Source organism: Ruegeria sp. HKCCSP346 (assembly GCF_017872595.1).
In the GTDB taxonomy this organism is placed as follows: domain Bacteria; phylum Pseudomonadota; class Alphaproteobacteria; order Rhodobacterales; family Rhodobacteraceae; genus Ruegeria.
The window spans coordinates 218920-241308 of the sequence record NZ_JAEDOT010000003.1 but is presented as its reverse complement, the minus strand read 5'-3'; the positions used below and the strand labels follow the sequence as shown (position 1 = coordinate 241308).

Here is a 22389-nt window from a genome sequence, read left to right as displayed (position 1 = left end):
TCAACCTTTCCTCACCGAACCCCACGGACCGACCCGGGCAATTATGTCATCGCTGACGCGATCGTCGCCGCTCATATCCGGCTCATGTCCGAACAGGGCGGCGCGGGCGCCTTGCTTGTCCACCTGATATTCGCGCGCAAGGAAGTCGGCCACATAGGCCTTCTTGCTCTCGGGCCAGCCCGAATATGTTCGGTAGAACAATTCTTTGTGGCAGATGAACATCTGGCGCGGGTCCAGCGGGGCCAATTCGGACAACAGCATGTTGACCAGATCGCGGTTCGGCGTATCGGCGGCGCGAAGCGTGTAGAAATAGGCCGGGTGGTCCGAGGTGATGCGCGGCCACGGCCCGCCGTCACTTGCCCAGCGCAGCAGTTGAGCAAGCCCGTGATATGCTTGCGGCAGGCGATCCGAGTGGTTTCGCGCCAGCCGCCGCATGTCGCTGCGATCCAACCCGGTGAGGTTGACATCGGCATCCGCCGCCGCGTCCACGGTCAGGAAATCCATCTTTTGTTGCAGGATCGCGGCCGCATCCACGCCGCGCGCCTTGACGATGGGCTCAACCAGATCGTTGTAATCCAGAAACTTGGCAATCTGGTTCCGCTGTGACGGGTCAAACGTGTACTTGATCGGCAGGTCGTCAGGCTTTTCACCCATGCAAATCGCGGCCGGGTGGTCCAGATCGGGAAACAGGTACAGCCCGCCGAAATGTGCCGTCCAGAAATTGCGCTGCTCAAAATCCGTGTGGCGCAGGCGCACCGGGTTGCGGGTGACGTCGCCGGTTTCCTTGGCCGTCTCGATCATTTTCGCGATCAGCACATCATCGAACCAGGCGTCCTCTTCGGTTTTAAACCGTTCAACCATGCCCGCCAGTTGCTGTGCCTTGCGCAGGGTGCCGCCTGCGGTGTCTGCCTCGATCTCGATCTTGCGCAGGTTCAGAAGATCGCGCGGCGTGCTGAGTTTGATGACCGAGTTCACCAACTCTCCGGCCACCGCATCGGTGGCGGTCAGGGCAAACAACTGCGCCTCGTTCATCTCGATGAATTCGCGCAGGATATCGCGCGAGGTCGAGAATTTGACGTTCAGCAGCGGCGCGCGTTTCTGCTCGGTCGTCAGCAGGATGAACTGCCGGTTGACCCCGTTGGGGTTGAGGTAGAGCTCATCCTCCAGCTCAATCCCCACCTCTGGCGAATAGCCCGAGATATCGACATGGAAATCCGTCAGCCCCGTGGTCTTGCCCGCCAGATGCTGCAACGCGCGGTTATACCGCTCGACCAGAGCCGGGCTGGAGATGTGGACGAGATTGCCGAACATCAGGCCTTTTTCGATGAGGCGGATCATAACAATTGCCTTCCCGCGCAACGGTAGCGATGCGCCCGGCCTGAGGGTGGGTGCTGAACGCGCCCGCCCTGGGGGGCGGGTCGGGCGCGTCGCGGCTGCGCCGCGATATCACTCTCAAAAAGAAACCTGTACTCCATGAATTCGAAACTCATGCTCTCAGTCCTTTTGCAAATGCAAAAATGATCGCGAAACCAAGGGGTATTGCAATCAACCAGAACTGTAGCTGAAAATAGACCATAACATCTGCGGGATTTGCGTTACCAACGTCCACGGCAAATCGGTCGACAAAAAAATCCATCAAAGTGTAGCTGGCAAGAATTGTCAGAACAGTGCAAGCCGCGCCATATGCTAAGAATAGAAGCAACCATTCCTTTCCGCTTTCTTTAGCCGCGCGAGACGTTCGATAGGCTCGGAACCCTATTGGAACAGCAACCACAGTGCTCAGCAGTAGAGGCAGACCTATGGCGATCAAATAATTCACCCCTTCCCCTCCAGATACCGCCGCTTGGCCTCTTCCATCCGGCCCATCTCGCGCACCGCGTTCTCGATGGCGACCTCGTCGCTCTTGTCGGCATAGCGGAACTCGCTGTCGGCGTAGCGGTTGATCTCTTGTATCACCATCTCAACGGTGATCGGCTGGCGCAGGTCCTCGATCATCGCTTTCTTGGTGTCGTAGTCGCGGAACAGGAACAGGTCGGGGTTTTCCATCCACTCGTCGGGCAGTTCGAAATCCATCGCGCGGACTTTGACCGCGTCGGTGATGTTCTTGATCGCGCGGCCGGTAAAGCGTTCATCCGCCTGCTGGATCGCCTTGAGGTAGGTGCCCAGCTTGGCAATCGTGTCCATCTGGCCGATATCGCCGGAAACCCGGTCATAGACCTGCAACAGCGCGTCCTCATGCGGGCGGGAGTGGCTTTCGAAACTGGCGGCGACAGCCTTTTTGATTTCCTGCGCGGCATAGGCCTCGTGCTCACCCAGCGGGATGTCATGGTTGCGGCCCATCAGCAGGTGTAGGATGTCGATGTAATCCTCGCGCGTCTGTGGCCCGTCCACCAGAAACCGCGCACCCGCCCGTTGACGCAGGGCGTCGTCCACATTCTCGGGGTAGTTCGAGAACATGCCAAAGGTGCAATTGCCGCGCACAACGGTGTTGGCGCCCGCAAAGCTCTCCATCAGCACGGCGGTGATTTCCAACTGCCCGGCTGACGATTGCCGGTCGCCGCGTTTGCCCGCCAGCTGGTCGATATCGTCGATGGTGCCGAACCCAATAACCGAAGGGTCGATGATCGTGTTGATGAACGCCTTGGCGTTCTGGCCCGATTTGCCCTGATAGCTGTCGATATTGTCGGTGCTCAGGTTCTGATAGCGGAACGGATAGCCCGCGTTCTGGCAATAGTCGTTGATCAGCCCCGCCATCATCTGGATCAGGGTCGTCTTGCCGGTGCCCGGTTTGCCGTCACCCATGAAGGTGAAGATGAATCCTCCGAGTTCCGCGAACGGGTTCAGGCGGCGGTCAAAGTCGTAAGCCATCACCATCTTGGCCAGCTTCATGGCCTGATATTTGGCGATATGGTTGCCGACCACCTCGTTCGGTTTCTTGAACGTCATGGTCAGGGTGGTGGATTTGGCCTTTGAGGCCGGTTCAAACCCCCGGATCGTCAGGTCATCAGCCTCGATATGCCAGGCGGCGTTCCGGAACGGGGCCAGATGACCTGCGGATTGGGCACGCAGGGCGGCCTTGTCCATCAACTGCTCGGCATAGGCACTGGTGGCAGCGATCAGGTGGGCATCGTCGGGGGCGTGTTTGGCCAGCGTCTGGTCCAGCTCCCACAAAGCACCATGCAGGGCGAGTTGGCCATTGTCGGTCAGGACCTCTTCGACCTCACCAATATCGACGGTGGTTTCGCCCAGATGCGAGGACATCAGGTAAGCCAGCGCATTGCCGAACACGTGCGATGTAATCAGGGCCTCAGCCGTCAGCAATTCCGAGAATTCCGTCTTGCGGGCGGCGGGCAGATCCCCGGCCAGATTGGCCCGTTTCAGATCCGCCAGCGGGGTCTGTTCCGCATAGGCCTCGGCCACGGCCAGAGCGATGGCAATGGCGCGTCGGATCGCCTGCTGCGTGGTTGCTTGCGGCGGAGAGACCAGCGTATCGCCATCATCTGCGGCCTCAATCCGGTCGACCAGATGTACGCCATCTGCCCGCGCCACCCGGCGCGTGACCAGCCCGGGCGTGGTGGACCGAAACCGTCGCCCCGTTGACACGCCGGGCGAACGTTCAACCGCAGCTTCAACCGGTTTGGCAATCCGTGGCGCGTGCTCGAACCCGTTCAGCAAGGCGGTCGCTGCCGGATAGTGCTTGCGAATATCCGCCTCGCGCAATTCCATCTGATCTGACGTCAAATTCATTTTCTTCCTCGCAATGCCGGGCTGAAGCCCGGCCTACTTTTGTCGCGTAGGGCGGGCTTTAGCCCGCCACCCGCTTTAATACCGCAACACCTGCCCCGACTTGCTGACGACGAATTTGCGCACATCGGCAAAGCCTGGCGGGTTGCGCTCGGCCAGCACCTGAAACGGCCGCTGTGGCAGGATGATCGACCGCTGGGTGCGCGTAGCCCCGGTTTCGGCCCCCTGCCCGCCGAACGGGTCCAGCGCAAAAACCTCGCGCTCGACGGTTGAAAACCAACCGGCGCGTTCTTCGATCACCTCTTCGCTTTCCAGCTCCTCGGTGGTCCAGGCCAGCGCCCAATCCTGACCTTCGGGCGCCTGTGCGTCCTCCAACACCTGCCGCAGGGGGCCGGATTGATGGGTATAGGCCGAGGAATACATCGGGCCCACATGGATGCGGCGCAAATGTTTGGGATGGAGGTCGTCGAAATCCTGATCGAAGCCTTTGGCAATGGTCACCAGTTTCAGACCGCCTAAGCTTTGCGCCATCAGATGCGCCTGCACCTCGGGCCAGCGGCGTTGGTCCTTGGGCAGGGCAGTTTTGCCGCTGTCCTCCAACTGCATCAGGTAAATGACCGGCAGGTTGATCTGGCTGTCATAGACCGCCCAATGGATCAGGAACTTGCGCCGCTCGCCCTCATTCCCGATCCAGTGACATTCGGGATCGTTGCGGGCCCAGAACAGCTGACCTTTCAGCAATTCCTCGTAATAGAGCCTTTGGGACAGCGCGAATTGCAGCTTGGTGGGGATGTCCTGATCGCTAATGATGGTCCGGACCATGTCGGTTTTCAGATCCTCTTCCGATGGCATGTTCGCCAGATGCACCTGCGCCTGCTGCGCGTCATTGGCCATGGTCAACAACTCGGCCGCCACCGGAAACCCGCTGTCGCGCTTGTCCATGGCGAGGCTGCCAAAGAACCGCCCCGTATCGCGCCCGACCAGCAGGTATTTCATGGACAGCGCGCGGAAGGTGTAGAGCAGCCCCGAAAGGTAGCGCGACACGATCCGCACCTCTTGCTTTGAGATCGCGCCTTCGGCCTCCATCGTCGCGGCCACGCGCAGGAGGTGGACGGTGATTACCTCGAATTTGCGGAAATAGCGGCGCGAGGCGAAGGTGTCGGTCAGGCCGACATGGTCTTGGGTGGGGTTAGTCAACGGTTTCGTTCCACAATCGGTGAGCAGAATGAGCCAGGCTAGCGGCTACAATGCAAATGGCAATCCATCCAAACGGCCCCCCTAGAACTGCGTACATCACTGAGAACACGAGCCAGAAACCGCCGAGAACGACGCACCAAAACCAGTTATCTGGAGCCACTAGAAAAGTAAGCAATTCCAGAAGTTCCAACCTCAACCCCCATACAAATTCTTATCATGCTTCTCGACAATCGAGGCAAACCGGCGCGCGAACCGCTCATCCGCCTTGGCCTTTTTCTCAAGCACGTCGCGGGCAAAGACCATGTGGTCCTCATGCGCTTCCAGCATGTCGGCCATTTTCTGGTTGGTCGCGGTGCCGATGGCGGCCATGGCCGTCTGCGCCTCTTGGTCGGTCTGCACGCCGATCTCGTTAATACGGTGGGCCACGTCCTGCTGCTGCGCGGTTTTTAGTGATTTGGTCAGGGCGTCATACAGCACCACGCGCTGCTGAGTGTCTGTCTGCAGCTTGTTGATCAGCACCATCTGCGTCGCCGCCTGGTTCTGGAGTGAATCGACCCAGGTCTTGCCCTTTTCGATATAGCGCTCCAGCGTTTGGGATTTGGCCAGCTTGACCTGCTCTTCCTGAACCTTGGCGTTGTATTGCTTGTTCAGCTCTGCCAATTCAGTCTCTAACTGGGTCCGCGCGGCGGCGTCCTGTTCGACGCTGATCTTGTTTTCCAGCGTGATGATCGTCGGATCCATACCCTGAATCTCGGCGCGCAGCGCCTCGAGTTCCGCCACGGTCGCCTCGCGATCGTCCAGCGTGACGGTCAGGTTGTCCTCGACCTTGACGCGCTGTTCCTCCAGCACGGCCAACTGCCCTTGCAGCAGTTTGACGATCACGTCGGATTTGGCGATCAGGTCTTGCAGCTTGTCATCGATATTGGCGGTGCGCATCCGCTCCTGCCGCATCGACTCGGATTTACCTTTCGAGAAGATGCCGACAAACGACTCCCACCCGGTTTTCGAGCGCATCTCGTCAAAATCCTTGGAAAACGCGCTGGTGACGTCGTCCAGCCCCATGATCAGCTCGGCGATATTGGCATTCATCACCTCGGTATGGGCATGCACATCTTCGAGCGTGGCGTTTTCGATGTCGATATCGGCCTCGGCAGTGCCGATCTTGGAGCGGGCCGCTTCAATGCGCGAGGTCAGCCCTTCGATCTGAGACTGGCTTTCGCGCACTTTGGCTTGAGTCTCTTCTATCAACGCTTCGAATTGCTGGTTCGACATCGCTTCTATCCCTTTTTTCTTCTATTACCCAATAAGATAGGAAATGTTACACTGATTTACATCCCCTGGGTCTCAAAATACACCCAGACTTTGGCAAACTCCTTGGCAAAAAGAAAGGCGAGACCGGACAATGAAACGCGCAGATTTCGGGTGACTCGATTAAATTAACTTGTTAAGTAATTTTTTGATCAAATCTGGATTGATTCCACATCCAGAGTGGCCATAGACAATTGAGACATCACCTGTTTGGGTGCGCACAACCCAATTCACGCCGGAGGCTTATCATGCTGGACGCAACGACCGATCTGAAGTCAATCCTGAAGAACCCCGAATTGCTTGTAACCAAAGCCTATATCGGCGGTCAGTGGGTGGACGGTGACAATGGCACGTTCAAAGTCACAAACCCCGCTCGGGGCGATGTGGTCGCCGAGGTGGCAGACGTCAGCCGCGCTCAGGTCGCCGGAGCAATCGCACAGGCCGAAGCCGCGCAGAAAGAATGGGCCAAGCTGACCGGCAAGGAACGTGCAGCCATCCTGCGGCGCTGGTTCGATCTGATGATGGAAAACGCCGAGGATCTGGGCAAGATCCTGACCGCTGAACAAGGCAAACCCCTGGCCGAAGCCATCGGCGAGATCGGCTATGGCGCGTCTTTCATCGAGTTCTTCGGCGAAGAGGCCAAGCGCGTCTATGGCGAGACTATTCCCGGCCATCAGCGCGACAAGCGGATCATGGTGATGAAGCAGCCGATCGGCGTTGCGGCCTCGATCACGCCCTGGAATTTCCCCAACGCGATGATCACCCGCAAGGCAGGCCCGGCTTTGGCCGCCGGCTGCGCCTTTGTGGCGCGTCCGGCCACTGAAACGCCCCTGTCGGCGCTGGTACTGGCGCTGCTGGCGGAACAGGCCGGCGTACCCGCGGGCGTGTTCAACGTGGTGCCCTCGTCACAGGCCAGTGAGATTGGCAAGGAGTTCTGCGAGAACCCCGGAGTGCGCAAGCTGACCTTTACCGGATCGACCGAAGTGGGGCGCATTCTGCTGCGGCAGGCGGCAGATCAGGTCATGAAGTGTTCGATGGAGCTGGGCGGCAACGCGCCGTTCATCGTGTTCGACGATGCCGATCTGGATGCCGCCGTCGAAGGCGCGATGCTGTGCAAGTTCCGCAACAACGGCCAGACCTGCGTCTGTGCGAACCGTATCTATGTGCAGGTCGGTGTCTATGACGCGTTCGCGGCCAAACTGAAAGCGGCAGTGGAAGCGCTGAAAATCGGCGACGGTTTGACCGAAGGCACCACCACCGGCCCGCTGATCAATGCCGACGCGGTCGCCAAGGTCGAAGAACATATCAAGGACGTGACCGACAAGGGCGGCGCGGTTCTGACAGGCGGCCTGCCCCATGATCTGGGCGGCACGTTCTTCCAGCCAACCATCGTGACCGGCGTGACTCAGGACATGCTGGTGGCGCAGGACGAAACCTTCGGCCCGCTGGCCCCGCTGTTCAAGTTCGAGGACGAAGACGACGTGATCGCCATGGCCAATGACACGATTTTTGGTCTGGCCTCGTATTTCTATGCCAAGGACCTGAGCCGCGTCTACAAGGTGGCCGAAGCGCTGGAATACGGTATCGTCGGCGTGAACACCGGCATCATCTCGACCGAGCTGGGCCCGTTCGGCGGCGTCAAGCAATCCGGTCTGGGCCGCGAAGGCAGCCATCACGGCATGGAAGACTATCTGGAGATGAAATACGTCTGCATGTCGGTCTGATCCAATACGGTCTCTGTCCCATTGCGGTGGGCAGAGACCCCGCGTCCGGAAACGCAATCGCGTCGTCTTTTGACTGTTCATGGCGGCGGCCCAGTCGACGCTGACACGGCTATTCTGCGGATTTGTCGCGGATTTGTTCGATTGCACGGGTCGCGAACTTTCCCTGCAACGAACCGTCCACCATGGCTTCCAGCGCGGGCAATGCAGAGGACGCCGCGCCACCTATTTTCCCCAATGCAATGGCTGCCTCTTTGCGGACAAACACCGACGGGCTTTCAAGAAGCGCGATCAATTCCGGCACCGCTGGCTCTGCCTCGGGACCAAACAGGGCCAGCGATTGGGCTGCCGTCCTCTGATCTTTAGCATCCCCCCGTGACAGGTCCGCCCTCAGACTTGCTATGGTTTTTTCCGGAGGCAACGCCGCCAGACGCAGCCCGTCGTTCAGCCGGGCGTTCAAATGCTGGTTCTCACCGACCCAGCGAATGATGAAAAAGTAATTCTGAACAGCGTCCTGTATGACACCGGCATGCTTGCCCTTTTGCCATCGGTCGATGATGGCCCTGCCCGCACGGCGATCTCCATTCAGGGCCAGAACCGAGGCTGCAAATGGCATCAGCTCGGTTGCCTGCGGATTTCTGTTCAACTCTTTCTCGATCACATCTGCCGCGCCCGTCAGGTCATTCAATGCGTAAAGAGCCGCCGCTTCAAACAGCGCGTAGTGGCTGGGATAATTGGGATCCAGCCGGGTCGCAGCCTGTACAAAGGCCAATCCTTCCTCGGGCTCACCGGCTGCAATCAGCGCCCATCCCATCGTCAGATGCGCCTCGGGGTCGCTGGGTTGCAGCGCGATGGCTTTCGCTGCTTCTCGTCTGGCTTCTTCCGTCCCCCGACCTACCCGTAGGTTACTGTCCCAATCCGGAAGGTTGAGACTGACAATAGCCCGGATAACGTGCACCAGGGCGGTATCCTGCTCCATCACATCCCGGTAATATCTGTAAAACAGGCCGATATGCATTTGCGCGCCTGACTCTGCAAACCCATTCCAATGATGAAAGATGTGCGGCCGCAAATGCGCCAGGGCAAGCGTCGCCCAGGCACGCCCATAATCCGGGTCCAGTTCCACGGCCTTTTCAAAATGGGGAATTGCCGCAAGGTTGTCCTGTTCGTTGAACTGCGAATACAACTCCCACCCGCGTTGGAAGGCTTCGCGTGCCGCAATGGTCTGGGTTTCCACGCTTTCGATGGCTTGCCGGCTTTGAGGGTCGAGCGGAAGATCCAGCTCCTGCGCAATTGCGAGAACAATGGTTTTCTGCACTTCAAAGACGTCATCAATCGCGCCATCAAACCTGTTCGCCCAGATCAATCGCCCGCTCAATGTGTCGGTCAGGCGAATGTTGATCCGGAAATCTTCATCCGCACGTCGCACGCTGCCGTCAACGACGTAGCGAACCCCAAGTTCTTCGGCGAAACGTGCGATATTTATGTTTCTGTCGCGGTATGCGAAGGATGAATTCCCGGCGATGACGAACAATCCGGATATTCGGGACAGGTCCGTGATCAAATCCTCAGAGATACCGTTGATCAGCATCTCCTTGGATGCGTCATCGGTGTAATTCGCAATCGGCAACACGGCGATGGAAGGCAGATCCGGTAAAGGGTAAACCATCTGCGCCTCTGAGGCGCGCAATTGGCCCGTCTTCCACGGTTTCGTCAGAAAAAGCCCAACAGCTGCCAACATCACCAGCAGAGCCGCCAGTGGCAGCCAGCGGGATGTCCTCTGCGTGCGGCTTTTTCGCGGGGAAGGCAAAATTTCCGCTTCTACGCGGAAGGCCTGAACCAGGTCTGCGATGTTCTTGACGTTCTGTGGCCCGATCGGGGCAAAACCATAGGGCACTTTGTTGCGCGCATAATCGACTATGGATTGTGAAACAATGATACCACCTGGATCTGCCAGTGCCTCAAGCCGCGCGGCAACGTTCACCCCGTCGCCAAGGATGTCATCCCCGTTCGAAACCACATCGCCGACATTCAGGCCAACCCGAAACGTGAAGACGCTATCTTGATCGGTGCCCGCGTTTCTCTTTGCAAGGTCGGCCTGAATTTCCACGGCAGCGTGAACCGCATCAACGGCGCTGCGAAATTCGATCACAAAGCTGTCTCCCGCAGTGTTCGCGATGCGCCCTGAATGCCGGGCGATCGCCGGCTCTATCACTTCGCTGCGGATCAGGCGAAGCCTTGCGATGGTACCTTCTTCGTCCAGACCAACCAATCTTGAGTAGCCGGCGATGTCGGCTGCCAGGATAGCTGCTAGTCGACGTTTTGGTCGGCTTTCCATAATACCGAAGACTATCAGGCGGATAATTTGCTGGGAACCAGTTTTCGCAAACGCCCAAAACACAACGCCCCGCATCTGGAGGAACGCGGGGCGTGTGTTGCGGCAGTCCGGGAGGAGTGAACTGCCGCGGGATATTCAGAAGCCTCAGTTCACGGCTTTGGCGTCCATCACATCCTTCTCGATGGCTTTGGCCGAGGTGATCTCGATCCGGCGCGGTTTCAGGGCCTCAGGAACCTCGCGCTTCAGTTCGATGTTCAGCATACCGTTTTCGTGGCTCGCACCGGTGACGCGGACATGATCCGCCAGGGCAAACCGACGCTCGAACGCGCGGGTGGCGATGCCACGGTGCAGATAGGTGCGCTCTTTGTCTTCGGCGGCTTTTTTACCTGCCACGACAAGTGAATTCTCTTTCACTTCCACGGTCAGGTCGTTTTCCGAAAAACCGGCAACGGCCACCGAAATCCGGTAGGTGTCGACATCAGTTTTTTCGATGTTGTAGGGTGGATAGCTGGGCTGGGCCCCATCATTGGTCAGAACGCGATCCATCATGTCGGCAATCTGGTCAAAGCCAATGGTGGCGCGGTGCAGCGGTGCAAAATCAAACGTACGCATGTGTCATATCCTCATTCTTGAGCGATTTGCGATAAGCGCCCTCCGACTGGACGGGCGATTTCAGGTACCGGACCCCGTTGTGGCGGTCCGATACACATCACATGGGTAGCGATTTCGCCGAGTTCAACCCCCGCCAGAACTGATGAATTTCGCACCAGATCCTGACTTACCGGACCCGACCTGCAATCGGCGGATCGAAGCCTTGGGCTGAGGTGCATCGCGCCGCATGATGGCCTTGAGCTCGGCGACGATCCCGTCAAGCTCCATGCCAAACCCCACCTTTCTACGGCCGTTCGTGCCTACCGCCGATACCACGGACAGGATCTGCCAGCGCGCACCGTTTTTCGCCAGAATTGCAGACCCGGAAGACCCGAAAGTAATGTCGCAATCAAAGGTGATCAGACCCTGCCTGCGGTCGATGATACGGCACGACCGTTCTCGGGTGATCGCCTCGGACCGTCCCCGCCCATATGAGGCAATGCTGATCTCGTTGCCCGGAACATGGCCGCTGTGCAGCGCAAAAGGGTCGGCGACCGAATACGGAATAGGCTCATTCAGCCGCATCAGGGCCACGTCCAACTGGACGCCTTCGTGCGAAAGCGGGTTCTGCGCCCCATAGCTGGGATGAAGGGCGATTTGTGTGACCTGACGTTCGGCCAAAGCGTTGCCGTTACTGAGGCCTGCACGAAACGTGATGTCTTCGGGCACATATGTCTTCCCGGTTCGACGATCCACCGCACAATGGGCTGCGGTCAGTACCATGTCCTGCGCGATCAACGTGCCGGTGCAATACGAGGCATCGCGGACATCCAGTCGACCGATAGCCTCCCAACCATAAAGGTCATCCCGGTCGGTCAGCTTGCGCTTGTTGGATTGCGCTTGCGGCGCTGTTGCCAAGACGCTCAGGCCCAATAACAAGCTCCAGAAGACTCTCATCATGGTCGAATGAACCTTGCGCCTATGTTCTTGTTCGTTCCCGATCCGGACGAGGAAAGCCCAAATCCCCGCCCCGCAGAAAGTTCGTCACGCAGCAATTGCAGCGAATGCTCAACCGCGGTTCCAATTGCAACACTCTGGCCGTCCATACTGGCCTTGGCCGCAACCACCGATACGATCTCAGGGCGCGCGCCCGAGAAAGAAAAAACGGGTGCCCCCGAAGACCCGAAATCAACATCGCAGGACATGACCATAACCCCGGCCTGCCGGTTCATGACCGAGCAGACCTGTTGCAGCGACGGAGCTTCTGACCGGTCATGCGCATAAGACACAACGCCCACTTCAGCGCCACGTTTGGGCTGATCGCCCGACTCAAATGGAATGACGGCGGTATTACGGATCGGCTGCCACAGCTCGATCAAAGCCACGTCCGCGCTTACCCGGTCGGCCGTAGAATCGACGCCATATTGGTAGTCCGGATGGATCACAGCCTGGCGCGCGGTCCGATAGGCCAACGCACGCCCCAAACGCCACCCAGCCAGAAACTCGATATCCGCAGGGTTGATCCGTTGTCCTGATCTTTTGTCGAACAGGCAATGCGCCGCTGTCAGTACAAGCGTCGGCGACACCAGCGTTCCGGTGCAAAACCCTGCGCCGGCGATATCCAACCGCCCGACAGCCATCCACTCGCGCCCGGAATCCGACGTATCCAGGCTTTCCAGCCTGGTGTCCTGCGCCGTGGCCGCCAATGGCAAGACACAGAGCACGATCGCCTTGATCCAGTTACGCACGCGGTTCTCCGAGACTCACTTTGAAGCTTTTGTCCTACGTGCCGCGTTGGGCAAAAATAGGGCGGTCATGCACCAAAGGTATTTCCCTGGAAAATGATGCGCGCTCGCATCAGCATGATTTACCGCAAGACGGGAACCGGATCCGCTGTTCTCTGCAAGGTCGGTGGCTTTGGCCCGCCCGTCGCCCAGTCCAGCAACTCTACCGTGTGAACGATCGGCAGTTGCGTACCAGAACCGATTTGAATCATGCACCCGATATTGCCGGCAGCAATGATATCGGGCTGTTTCGCCTCAAGTGTTCTGACTTTTCGCTGTTTCAACTGGCCTGATATTTCCGGCTGCATCAGGTTGTACGTTCCCGCGCTGCCGCAGCACAAATGACTGTCGGCGGGTTCGACAACCGTGAAACCCGCGTGTTTCAGCAAGTCTTTGGGATAGGATTTGATCTTCTGCCCATGCTGCAATGAACAGGCTGCATGATAGGCGACGGTCAGGTTTTTGTTTTCCCCCGCCGACAGGTCTAGCTGGATCAGAAGTTCACTGACATCCATGGCGATTGCAGACACACGCGCCGCATCTTCGGCAAGCGGGTCATTGCGAAACATATGCCCATAGTCTTTCACGGTTGTGCCACAGCCAGAGGTGTTGATGACGATGGCGTCCAACCCATCACCGTCCATTTCCCGTTTCCAGGCTCTAATATTGGCGGTTGCCGCCATATGACTGTCTTGCACTTTGCCCATGTGATGGGTCAAAGCTCCGCAACACCCGGCACCGTCAGCGATCACGACCTCGCACCCCAACCGTGTCAGCAGGCGGATCGTGGCGTCATTGATATCGGTGTTCAGCGCCTTTTGTGCGCAGCCCGTCATCAGCGCCACCCGCATTTTTCGTTCACCGCCGGGCGCAAAACTCTGCGGATCATCGTTGCGGCTGACAGACGGGATATGCTTGGGCGCCATCTCCAACATCGCGCGCAGCCGGGCATCAGGCATCAGGAACCGGAAAGGACGGCCCAGCCTGGCCCCGATCAGGGCCCAACGGAACCGCATCGGATAAGGCAGGATCTGCGCCAAAACCCAGCGCAACACGCGATCCGTCAGCGGGCGCTTGTAGTTGGCCTCGATATATTCGCGCGCATGATCGACCAGATGCATATAATGCACACCTGACGGGCAGGTGGTCATGCAGGCCAGACAGGACAGGCAGCGGTCGATGTGCTTGACCGTCTTTTCGTCGGGCACGCGCTCGTTTTCCAGCATGTCCTTGATCAAGTAGATGCGCCCACGCGGACTGTCCAGCTCGTCTCCCAGCACCTGATATGTCGGGCACGTGGCCGTGCAAAATCCGCAATGGACGCAGTTTCGCAGAATCTCGTTCGAGCGCTGGATGGCCGGGTCTTGCAATTGCTCATCAGTGAATGTTGTCTGCATCGCCCTATCCCATCAGCCCCGGGTTGAACAAACCCCGAGGATCAAATTTCGCACGCAAGCCCTTTGTCAGTGCCGATATTGATGTGGGCTCCGGATGAAATCGCCCCAGTTTTCTGATCGAGTCGTGGTCAGATCGTACCAAAGTGGCATGACCTGAAAACGCGCCAAGCCGGGCACGCACATCCGTGCCAGCCGGGACCAGCAGCCAGACAAGACCGCCGCCCCAGTCAAACAGCGCTTGATCCGCTTCGGCGCGCGCCGAAATCTCTGCCGCGTCACCCGGTTTTACCGAAAGCCGCCAGACGTCCCCGTCCTTTCCCTGAAATGGGTGAACGTCGCGGATCCCGGTCCAAGGCGCTGCGGCGTCTCCCTCGTCTGTCACCTCACCAAAATCTGCCAGTAAGGCGGTCAAACGACCGATCCTGTACGTCACCGATTCTGCAAACCCCTCGACCCTAAGCAGGGCATTGCCACCCGCCGGGTCATAGGCGGCACCCGTCACTTCAAAAGGTGATTTCAACGCAGCGGAAAGAACTTTCACCGCTCTGCCGGCATCCCGAACGGCGACGGACAAAGTCGCCGCTTTTTCCGGCTTGGGCAGTACCTTCAACGACACTTCGGTCAAAATTCCCAGTGTTCCCCAAGACCCACCCATCAATTTAACGAGATCATAACCGGTGACGTTTTTCATAACTCGCCCACCGTTCTTGACCACCTGTCCGCGCCCGTCGACGAAACGCACACCTAGCAGGAAATCCCGGCAGGCACCGACCTGAATCCGCCGCGGGCCCGAGATATTGGCCGCGACGACACCGCCGATCGTTGGTTCACCTTGAGTTTCAAGCAAACTTCGGTGATCCATCGGCTCAAACGCCAGCTGCTGACCTTCCGCCTCCAGCACGGCCTGGATCTCTGCCAATGGTGTCCCGGCCTTGGCCACAAGAGTAAGTGCTCCGGGTTCGTAAAGCGAAATGCCACGCAGAGCCCCGGTTTCGATATTCGCTTCGGGGCCGGTGATCGCGCGCGTGCCGCCACCGATGATGCAAACAGGGTCTTTCAATCCGGCCACCATGTCGGCCAGTTCAGATTCTGATTCAGGTTTCATGGCAAAATCCGTTATTAGAGCCTGTTACTCGGCAGCAATCTGCGCGTGGCGACGGGTTTCCGAAACGTTCAGTGGAAACACCTTGGCAGGGTTCAGCAGCCATTTGGGGTCAAAAACGTCCTTGACCGCCATCTGCGCCTCAAGATCGGCAGGCGCATATTGATGCGACATGAGATCCCTCTTCTCGATACCCACGCCGTGCTCACCGGTCAGACAACCGCCTTCGTCCACGCATAATTTCAGAATTTCGGCCCCGAATGCCTCGCATTTTTCCAGATCACCCGGTTTGTTGGCATCGAAAAGGATCAGCGGATGCATGTTCCCATCCCCTGCGTGAAATACGTTGCCAACAGGCAGACCGAATTCTTCACTCAACTCACCGATACGGCGCAGCACCGTCGGCAGGGCCGACACCGGGATCGTACCGTCAAGGCACATATAGTCGTTCAACTGCCCCATGGCGCCGAATGCGGATTTCCGACCAAGCCATATTTTTGCACTTTCTTCGGCTGACTGGCTTTCTCGCAGTTCGACCGGGTTGTGTCGTTTGGCGATCTCGATGATTTTCGCCAATTGATGGTCAATTTCGGCTTCAGACCCTTCCACTTCGACAATCAACAGCGCATGGCAATCGGGGTATCCAGCGTGCGCAAAGTTTTCGCAGGCTTTTATGCACAGCGTGTCCATGAACTCGATCGCGACCGGCAGAATGCCCGATTTGATAATGTCAGAAACACACTGACCCGCGACTTCGTTGTCGTCGAACCCCATCAGAACCGGCCGCGCGCCTTCGGGTTTGCGCAGAATGCGCAGTGTTGCTTCGGTCACCACGCCCAGCTGACCTTCCGAGCCGCAAATGACGCCCAACAGGTCCAGACCGGGTGCATCCAGATGCGCGCCGCCGATCTCGACGACACTGCCATCCATCATCACCATGGTCACGCCCAGAAGGTTGTTCGTTGTCACGCCATATTTCAGGCAATGGGCGCCACCTGAATTCATCGCGATATTGCCGGCAATGGCACAGGCCAGTTGCGAGGAAGGATCAGGCGCATAAAAGAAGTCTTCTTCCTCGACCGCGCCGGTCACGCTCAGATTGGTGCGGCCCGTCTGCACCCTGATGAAACGGTTTTCATAGTCAACCTCCAGCACCTCATTCATCCGCGCAACGCCCAGAATGACGCAATCAGCCGTTGGCAATGCCCCGCCGGCCAGCGACGTACCCGCACCGCGCGGCACGACCGGCACGCCTTCTTCATGGCAAATGCGCAAAACATCCGAGACTTCCTGCGTGCTCGACGGCAGCACGGCCAGCATCGGCGGGCATTTGTAAGCCGTCAGGGCATCGCACTCATAGGCTCGGGTTTCAGCCGGATCATGGATAATTGCCGTATCTGGCAGAACGCGCGACAGCCGCGAAACGATCGTGCTTTTCCGGTTCAGTACGTCCGGGCTTGGCTTTGGCATTTCCATGGCATCCCTCCCCTTCCTCTCTTTGGTAAAATAATATTACCAATTTACCACTCTGGCAAGTTGCGATGTCCGGTCTTACTGTCGCGCCATGACCTGGATCGAACGTGCCGCCCTGTTTTCCCTTCTGGATTATGCTGCCATGGTGATATTGCTGGGTGCGTGGCTATGGATCGGATGGAAGATCGAACACCCGTCACCACAGAAGCCGTCCGTCGCCCTTGTGATGGATGGCTACCGCCGCGACTGGATGCACGAGATGGTGACGCGCCAGCCACGGATGTTCGATGCGCAGGTCGTGGCTGCCATGCGGCAAGGCAGCACCTTTTTCGCCTCAACCACGATGATTGCCATCGGGGGCGGTCTGGCCCTGTTGGGCAATACCGAGCGATTGGCCGGGGTGGCGACGGATCTTGCCATCGGCAGCGCACCGGCGATGGTCTGGGAAATCAAGATACTTGTGGTTGTCCTGCTGCTGGCCAATGCCTTTCTGAAATACGTCTGGGCACATCGCCTTTTTGGGTATTGCGCCGTTTTGATGGCCTCGGTTCCAAACGATCCTGAAGACCCAAACGCCTATCCTCGGGCCGGTCAGGCGGCCGAGATCTGCGTGACCGCTGCCCGAAGCTTCAACCGCGGTCTCCGCGCCACATATTTCGCCCTTGCTTCGCTGGCGTGGTTTCTCGGGCCGATGGCATTGGTGTTGGGCACAATGATCACATTCGGTGTCCTGTATCGCCGCGAATTTGCATCGCATTCCCGCGCGATCCTCATGGCCCAAACGTCGAACACAGAGACGTGATCCCCAAGCGCGACATTAAACCCTAGGTTCGAACCATGCGATATGTGATTCTCAGCGCCCTTCTGGCTGCACCTGCCCTCGCCGACCCGCCGACAATCGAACAGGTCCGCGCCAGCACCACCGGTGACACATGGCGGTTCGATGTGACGATTCGGCATCCCGATACAGGCTGGGATCATTACGCCGACGGCTGGCGCGTTCTGGACATGGACGGGAATGAACTGGGAATGCGGGTGCTGCACCACCCGCACGAGACAGAACAACCCTTTACCCGCTCGCTTGGTGGCGTGGTGATTCCGGAAAACGTGTCACAGGTGCAGATTCAGGCCCGGTGCAATGTGGATGGCTGGAACGAAGACACGACATTGGTCGAACTGAACTGACCTTCAGAAAATCCCCATGGCCAGGCCCGCACCCAGCGCGGCGCCGATCTCGCGACACCGATCCAGCTGATCTTCAGGAATGGTTTTCCGGGCCAGAATGGCCTCGGGCGTTTGCGCATGCGTGCAGACAATCAGCGGCGACTGGACCTTTTTCAACCGCCAGCCAGTGGCGATCCGTGCGATCTGGCGGGCTGCATTCTCTCCGTCTGATCCGGCGCAAATCATCTGCGCATATGGACGACCTTCGATCTGTCCCAGAACCGGATAATAGCAGCGATCGAAGAACTCCTTCATCAAGCCCGAGATCGCCGCCAGATTCTCTGGCGCGCAGAAAATGTAGCCATCGGCGGCCAGCACATCCTCCGGCCCCGCTTGATCCGCAGGCACAAGTTCAACCTCGGTCTCAGCCCGCGCCGATTCAGCCGCCGCTTCGGCCATCTGCCGGGCACCACCTGTGCGCGAATGGTAAACGATCAGAAGCTGCGCCATGTCAGACCCGGTGATAGGGGCCACCAGACAGAATGGTCGCGGCCCGATACAGTTGCTCGGCCAGCATCACACGGACCAGCATATGAGGCCAGACCATCGACCCGAACGAGAGGGAAAAGTCGGCTTCCGCCCGCAAAGCAGGGTCTATTCCGTCCGCTCCGCCGATGATCAGCGCCAGATCCTGCCGCCCGGCATCGCGCCAACTACCCAGTTTCTTGGCAAAATCGGGCGAGGACATCACGCGCCCACGTTCGTCCAGCGTACAGATCACCGCGCCCTTGGGCAGCGCCTTGCGCAGCAACGCGGCTTCGGCCCCCATGCCTGCGTTTTTCTTGTCCTCGACCTCGATCACCCGCGCGGGACCAAGGCCCAGGCCACGACCGGTCCGGTCAAAGCGGGTCAGGTAATCATCAAGCAGGGACTTCTCCGGTCCGGCGCGCAATCGCCCGACCGCAACTATGCTGATACGCATATCTCTCTCGCCTCCGGCCCCTCAATACAGGCCGGGATGGCGCCTCAGTTCGCCGAGGCGCTGCCGCCCTGGGGCAGCCACATCTTTTCCAGCTGGTAGAATTCGCGCACTTCGGGGCGGAAGATATGGACGATCACGTCGCCCGTATCGATCAGCACCCAATCGCCGGCATCCTTGCCTTCGACCTTCGAGGTGAAACCGAATTCCTGCTTGATGCGATCCGTCAGCTTTTCCGCCATGGCCGAGACCTGACGGGTCGACCGACCCGAAGCAATGACCATGTGATCCGCGACCGACGACTTGCCTTGCAGGTTGATCTGCACGACGTCTTCGGCCTTGTCATCGGAAAGTGAGGAAAGGATACGCTCAAGCAGCTTGTCGCTGATTGACTGAGAGTGGGCCATTACACGGGACCCGTCTTCGGCGGGCAAACCCGCCTGTGTATGTAGAGACAGGACATAGTCCTCCTTTGCTGCGCGCCGTGAAACCCCGGCGCCAGGGTACTAATAAGGTAGCAAGGGGAATGCAACATTTCAATGAAAGCGCGTCCGGCCCCGCGCAGGGGTGATCACTCTTCTGCGATTTGTTGCATGTTTGCGTTTTCCGACAAAAGCCGAACCTCGCGCTGCGGGAAGGGGATCGAGATGCCTTCGTCCTGAAACGCATCCCACAGCGCAAGATAGACATTTCCCCTGATATTGGTCAGCCCTTTGGTCGGATCGCTGATCCAGAACCGCAGAACGTAATCCACGCTGCTGTCGCCAAAACCGGTGATATGGCATACCGGTTCATGTTTTCCGCCACTCAATACGCGGGTCACTGCCTTTACAGCCCGGATCGCCGTTGCCCGCACTTTGTGGGGGTCATCCTCATAGCTGGTGCCGAAATCCAGATCCAACCGCACGAATTTGTCGGAATGCGACCAGTTCACCACCTGGTTGGTAATCAGGTCCTCGTTCGGGATCAGGTATTCCCGCCCGTCCCGCGTGACAACCGAGACATAGCGTGCGCCCAGCGCATTGATCCAACCAAACGTATCGCCCAGCGAGATCACATCGCCTGGCTTGATCGACCGATCCATCAGGATGATGATCCCCGATATGAGGTTTGACACCACTTTTTGCAGGCCAAACCCGATGCCGACGCCGATTGCGCCCGACAGCAGCGCAATGCCGGTCAGATCGAAGCCCAGCGTGCGGATCGCAGCCAGAAAGACCGCGCCGTACAGCAGCACCTGAATTCCCTTGGCCAACAACACCTGCATGGATGGGGTGATGTCGTCATTGCTCTGCAATCCACGCTCGGCCGCGCGGGTGCCGATGCGGGCCAGCGTCAACAGGACCCCGATCAGCAGGATGGCCTTGAGAATGCCCAGCAAGGAAATATGCAGGTCACCGACGGAAATCGCGACCCCATCAAGGAATTTGGCCACGTCATCCGTCAGATTCAAAGCAACAAGCGTTGCATAGACCCACATTGCCCACTTGAATATCCGCCGCAGCGTCCGGTTGCGGACAAGCCTCGCGACCAGTGCAATCGCCAGCCACGCAGTTGCCAGAGTTGCAATGATCCCAATGAGATAACTGCGCGACGGCCAGGTGGCATGCTGCATAACCTGATACAAGAGCCAGGACAGCAGCACGAAATAGACCAGTGTCAGCCGCTGCATCAGCTGTACCATGGTGCGAAGCCGCCATTTCGGCCATCCGGTGCGTGCGCGTGTCCAGGCATCCCATCGTTGCTGTGTCAGAACTTTCAGAAGGAAAGCCAGCGCCCAAAGGAAAAGGATGATGACCAACTGATACTGCCGCCAGCCCGGCGTAACCACCAACTCGACCAGTTCTTGAAGCTCGGAAGAGAACCCCGCGACCATGTTGTTGTAAAGGTCTGTCAGCGAGCTGGGGATCAGGTCTTGGTTCATACGCGCCTCCTGGACGGCAGCTTGGACAGCAATGCCAGGCGATGCAAGTCTGACACCGGTTTTGAACCTTGATTGCAGCAAAGGCGCGGTATATCTGAACCGCATGAGACTCAATGTGGCCCAAGAACAGAATCTGGAAGACCGTGCGCGTCTGCGCGAACGGTTCTTTGGGGCTGCCCGCACGGTCCTGGCGCGCCTACCCGTCGCCTGAGCCAACTCGCCAGCTATTTCTCATTACATACGGGAGAGGACACATGTCCCCCAAAACACTCTATGACAAGATCTGGGATGCCCATGTCGCGCACGAAGCCGATGATGGCACCTGCCTGCTGTATATCGACCGCCATCTGGTCCACGAGGTCACCAGCCCGCAGGCGTTCGAAGGCCTGCGCATGGCGGGCCGCAAGGTGCGCGCGCCGGAAAAGACAATCGCCGTACCGGACCACAACGTACCCACCACACCGGACCGGGTGAACGGTATTGAAAACCCCGAATCGCGCATTCAGGTCGAAGCACTGGACAAGAACGCCCGGGATTTCGGCATTCACTATTACCCGGTGAATGACGTCCGTCAGGGCATCGTGCACATCGTCGGCCCCGAACAAGGCTGGACCCTGCCCGGCATGACCGTTGTCTGCGGCGACAGCCATACCGCCACCCACGGCGCCTTCGGCGCGCTGGCCCACGGCATCGGCACGTCCGAGGTCGAACACGTTCTGGCCACGCAGACACTGATCCAGAAGAAATCCAAGAACATGAAGGTGGAAATCACCGGCAAATTGCAGCCGGGCGTGACCGCCAAGGACATCACCCTGGCCGTGATCGGCAAGACCGGCACTGCTGGCGGCACCGGCTATGTCATCGAGTATTGCGGCGAAGCCATCCGCAACCTGTCGATGGAAGGCCGCATGACCGTCTGCAACATGGCCATCGAAGGTGGCGCACGCGCAGGGCTGATTGCACCGGATGAGAACACGTTCGAATATGTCAAAGGCCGTCCGCATGCGCCGAAAGGTGCGCAGTGGGAAGCCGCGATGAATTGGTGGAAAACACTCTACACCGACGAAGGCGCGCATTTCGACAAGGTTGTCACGATTCGTGGCGAAGACATCGCGCCTGTCGTCACCTGGGGCACCAGCCCCGAGGATGTTCTGCCGATCACGGCAACCGTGCCGCACCCCGAGGATTTCGAAGGCGGCAAGGTCGAAGCGGCCCGCCGGTCAATCGAGTATATGGGTCTCAAAGCCGGTCAGAAGCTGAGCGATGTCGAGATTGACACCGTCTTTATCGGGTCCTGCACCAACGGACGTATCGAAGACCTGCGTGCCGCGGCCGAGATCCTGAAAGGCAAGAAGATCAAGGACGGGATGCGCGCCATGGTGGTGCCGGGTTCGGGGCTGGTCCGCGCTCAGGCCGAAGAAGAAGGCCTGGCCGACATCTTCAAAGAGGCCGGGTTCGAATGGCGTCTGGCAGGCTGTTCGATGTGCCTGGCGATGAACCCCGACCAGTTGCAACCGGGCGAACGCTGTGCCGCAACCTCGAACCGCAACTTCGAAGGCCGTCAGGGCCGGGGCGGGCGCACACATCTGCTGAGCCCGGCAATGGCTGCCGCAGCGGCAATCACGGGACGGCTGACAGACGTCCGTGAATTGTTGTAAGGTGCCCTC

21 protein-coding genes are annotated in these 22389 nt (G+C 58.7%); 5 read left to right on the top strand and 16 right to left on the bottom strand.

From position 1 onward, the window contains the following. From I9185_RS12325 to I9185_RS12305, 5 genes are all read right to left on the bottom strand, one after another. Positions 1-1338, bottom strand: a complete 1338-nt coding sequence (locus I9185_RS12325) for a DUF6638 family protein (protein ID WP_170345708.1) — start codon at positions 1336-1338, stop codon at positions 1-3. 148 nt (positions 1339-1486) lie between these two features. Further along, complete coding sequence (locus I9185_RS12320; protein WP_170345709.1) at positions 1487-1819, bottom strand: hypothetical protein; 333 nt, start codon at positions 1817-1819, stop codon at positions 1487-1489. Further along, positions 1816-3747: an ATP-binding protein gene (locus I9185_RS12315; protein WP_210093207.1), complete on the bottom strand. Its 1932-nt coding sequence runs from the start codon at positions 3745-3747 to the stop codon at positions 1816-1818. Before I9185_RS12315 ends, I9185_RS12320 begins: the two co-directional genes overlap by 4 nt. Positions 3748-3822: 75 nt before the next feature. Continuing rightward, positions 3823-4941, bottom strand: coding sequence for a hypothetical protein (locus tag I9185_RS12310; protein ID WP_210093206.1), 1119 nt, complete (start codon positions 4939-4941; stop codon positions 3823-3825). Between the two features lie 192 nt (positions 4942-5133). Continuing rightward, positions 5134-6213, bottom strand: a complete 1080-nt coding sequence (locus tag I9185_RS12305) for a hypothetical protein (protein ID WP_210093205.1) — start codon at positions 6211-6213, stop codon at positions 5134-5136. A gap of 284 nt (positions 6214-6497) precedes the next feature. On the opposite strand from I9185_RS12305, the gene I9185_RS12300 reads away from it, so the two are divergent. After that, on the top strand, positions 6498-7973 hold the full coding sequence (locus I9185_RS12300) for an NAD-dependent succinate-semialdehyde dehydrogenase (RefSeq protein WP_210093204.1): 1476 nt from the start codon (positions 6498-6500) through the stop codon (positions 7971-7973). A gap of 109 nt (positions 7974-8082) precedes the next feature. On the opposite strand, the gene I9185_RS12295 is transcribed toward I9185_RS12300, so the two are convergent. From I9185_RS12295 to I9185_RS12265, 7 genes are all read right to left on the bottom strand, one after another. Next, positions 8083-10308 (bottom strand): tetratricopeptide repeat protein, encoded by a 2226-nt coding sequence (locus tag I9185_RS12295; RefSeq protein ID WP_210093203.1) that lies wholly within the window; start codon positions 10306-10308, stop codon positions 8083-8085. A gap of 144 nt (positions 10309-10452) precedes the next feature. After that, positions 10453-10920 (bottom strand): Hsp20 family protein, encoded by a 468-nt coding sequence (locus I9185_RS12290; RefSeq protein WP_171635607.1) that lies wholly within the window; start codon positions 10918-10920, stop codon positions 10453-10455. 123 nt (positions 10921-11043) lie between these two features. Further along, the gene (locus I9185_RS12285; protein ID WP_209834223.1) at positions 11044-11859 is read right to left on the bottom strand and encodes a trypsin-like serine protease; all 816 of its coding nucleotides are present in this window, start codon (positions 11857-11859) and stop codon (positions 11044-11046) included. Continuing rightward, entirely contained in the window at positions 11856-12647 is a 792-nt protein-coding gene (locus I9185_RS12280) for a trypsin-like peptidase domain-containing protein (RefSeq protein WP_210093202.1), read from the bottom strand. The genes I9185_RS12285 and I9185_RS12280 overlap by 4 nt, the downstream gene beginning before the upstream one ends. A gap of 119 nt (positions 12648-12766) precedes the next feature. Then, positions 12767-14080: a glycolate oxidase subunit GlcF gene (gene glcF, locus I9185_RS12275; RefSeq protein ID WP_210093201.1), complete on the bottom strand. Its 1314-nt coding sequence runs from the start codon at positions 14078-14080 to the stop codon at positions 12767-12769. 4 nt (positions 14081-14084) lie between these two features. Beyond that, entirely contained in the window at positions 14085-15185 is a 1101-nt protein-coding gene (locus I9185_RS12270; protein ID WP_210093200.1) for an FAD-binding protein, read from the bottom strand. A gap of 24 nt (positions 15186-15209) precedes the next feature. Next, positions 15210-16658: an FAD-linked oxidase C-terminal domain-containing protein gene (locus tag I9185_RS12265; protein ID WP_210093199.1), complete on the bottom strand. Its 1449-nt coding sequence runs from the start codon at positions 16656-16658 to the stop codon at positions 15210-15212. An 88-nt stretch (positions 16659-16746) separates the two neighbouring features. Here I9185_RS12265 and I9185_RS12260 point away from each other — a divergent pair, with 88 nt between their 5' ends. Continuing rightward, a complete protein-coding gene (locus tag I9185_RS12260; protein WP_210093198.1) occupies positions 16747-17457 on the top strand; it encodes a DUF599 domain-containing protein in 711 nt (236 codons plus the stop codon). Positions 17458-17492: 35 nt separating this feature from the next. Then, positions 17493-17840, top strand: coding sequence for a hypothetical protein (locus tag I9185_RS12255; protein WP_210093197.1), 348 nt, complete (start codon positions 17493-17495; stop codon positions 17838-17840). A 3-nt stretch (positions 17841-17843) separates the two neighbouring features. Here I9185_RS12255 and I9185_RS12250 read toward each other — a convergent pair whose 3' ends face one another. From I9185_RS12250 to I9185_RS12235, 4 genes are all read right to left on the bottom strand, one after another. After that, complete coding sequence (locus I9185_RS12250; RefSeq protein WP_171724095.1) at positions 17844-18329, bottom strand: NAD(P)H-dependent oxidoreductase; 486 nt, start codon at positions 18327-18329, stop codon at positions 17844-17846. Between the two features lies 1 nt (position 18330). Continuing rightward, complete coding sequence (gene rlmH, locus I9185_RS12245) at positions 18331-18801, bottom strand: 23S rRNA (pseudouridine(1915)-N(3))-methyltransferase RlmH (RefSeq protein WP_171233682.1); 471 nt, start codon at positions 18799-18801, stop codon at positions 18331-18333. A gap of 44 nt (positions 18802-18845) precedes the next feature. Further along, positions 18846-19205, bottom strand: a complete 360-nt coding sequence (gene rsfS / locus I9185_RS12240; protein WP_058276550.1) for a ribosome silencing factor — start codon at positions 19203-19205, stop codon at positions 18846-18848. A 164-nt stretch (positions 19206-19369) separates the two neighbouring features. Further along, positions 19370-20722 carry a mechanosensitive ion channel domain-containing protein gene (locus I9185_RS12235; RefSeq protein WP_210093196.1) on the bottom strand — a complete coding sequence of 451 codons (1353 nt, stop codon included), beginning with the start codon at positions 20720-20722 and terminating at the stop codon, positions 19370-19372. 115 nt (positions 20723-20837) lie between these two features. Between I9185_RS12235 and I9185_RS12230 the strand changes: the two genes are divergently transcribed. Both I9185_RS12230 and leuC read left to right on the top strand, forming a co-directional pair. Continuing rightward, complete coding sequence (locus tag I9185_RS12230) at positions 20838-20933, top strand: isopropylmalate isomerase (protein WP_224857982.1); 96 nt, start codon at positions 20838-20840, stop codon at positions 20931-20933. A gap of 43 nt (positions 20934-20976) precedes the next feature. Then, the gene (gene leuC / locus I9185_RS12225; protein WP_210093195.1) at positions 20977-22380 is read left to right on the top strand and encodes a 3-isopropylmalate dehydratase large subunit; all 1404 of its coding nucleotides are present in this window, start codon (positions 20977-20979) and stop codon (positions 22378-22380) included. Positions 22381-22389 lie beyond the last annotated feature (9 nt).

Coding starts and splice junctions, on each gene's coding strand:
- I9185_RS12325 (WP_170345708.1), bottom strand. CDS start 1,338: ATGATCCGCCTCATCGAAAAAGGCCTGATGTTCGGCAATCTCGTCCAC.
- I9185_RS12315 (WP_210093207.1), bottom strand. CDS start 3,747: ATGAATTTGACGTCAGATCAGATGGAATTGCGCGAGGCGGATATTCGC.
- I9185_RS12305 (WP_210093205.1), bottom strand. CDS start 6,213: ATGTCGAACCAGCAATTCGAAGCGTTGATAGAAGAGACTCAAGCCAAA.
- I9185_RS12300 (WP_210093204.1), top strand. CDS start 6,498: ATGCTGGACGCAACGACCGATCTGAAGTCAATCCTGAAGAACCCCGAA.
- I9185_RS12295 (WP_210093203.1), bottom strand. CDS start 10,308: ATGGAAAGCCGACCAAAACGTCGACTAGCAGCTATCCTGGCAGCCGAC.
- I9185_RS12290 (WP_171635607.1), bottom strand. CDS start 10,920: ATGCGTACGTTTGATTTTGCACCGCTGCACCGCGCCACCATTGGCTTT.
- I9185_RS12285 (WP_209834223.1), bottom strand. CDS start 11,859: ATGATGAGAGTCTTCTGGAGCTTGTTATTGGGCCTGAGCGTCTTGGCA.
- glcF (WP_210093201.1), bottom strand. CDS start 14,080: ATGCAGACAACATTCACTGATGAGCAATTGCAAGACCCGGCCATCCAG.
- I9185_RS12270 (WP_210093200.1), bottom strand. CDS start 15,185: ATGAAACCTGAATCAGAATCTGAACTGGCCGACATGGTGGCCGGATTG.
- I9185_RS12265 (WP_210093199.1), bottom strand. CDS start 16,658: ATGGAAATGCCAAAGCCAAGCCCGGACGTACTGAACCGGAAAAGCACG.
- I9185_RS12260 (WP_210093198.1), top strand. CDS start 16,747: ATGACCTGGATCGAACGTGCCGCCCTGTTTTCCCTTCTGGATTATGCT.
- I9185_RS12255 (WP_210093197.1), top strand. CDS start 17,493: ATGCGATATGTGATTCTCAGCGCCCTTCTGGCTGCACCTGCCCTCGCC.
- I9185_RS12250 (WP_171724095.1), bottom strand. CDS start 18,329: ATGGCGCAGCTTCTGATCGTTTACCATTCGCGCACAGGTGGTGCCCGG.
- rlmH (WP_171233682.1), bottom strand. CDS start 18,801: ATGCGTATCAGCATAGTTGCGGTCGGGCGATTGCGCGCCGGACCGGAG.
- rsfS (WP_058276550.1), bottom strand. CDS start 19,205: ATGGCCCACTCTCAGTCAATCAGCGACAAGCTGCTTGAGCGTATCCTT.
- I9185_RS12235 (WP_210093196.1), bottom strand. CDS start 20,722: ATGAACCAAGACCTGATCCCCAGCTCGCTGACAGACCTTTACAACAAC.
- leuC (WP_210093195.1), top strand. CDS start 20,977: ATGTCCCCCAAAACACTCTATGACAAGATCTGGGATGCCCATGTCGCG.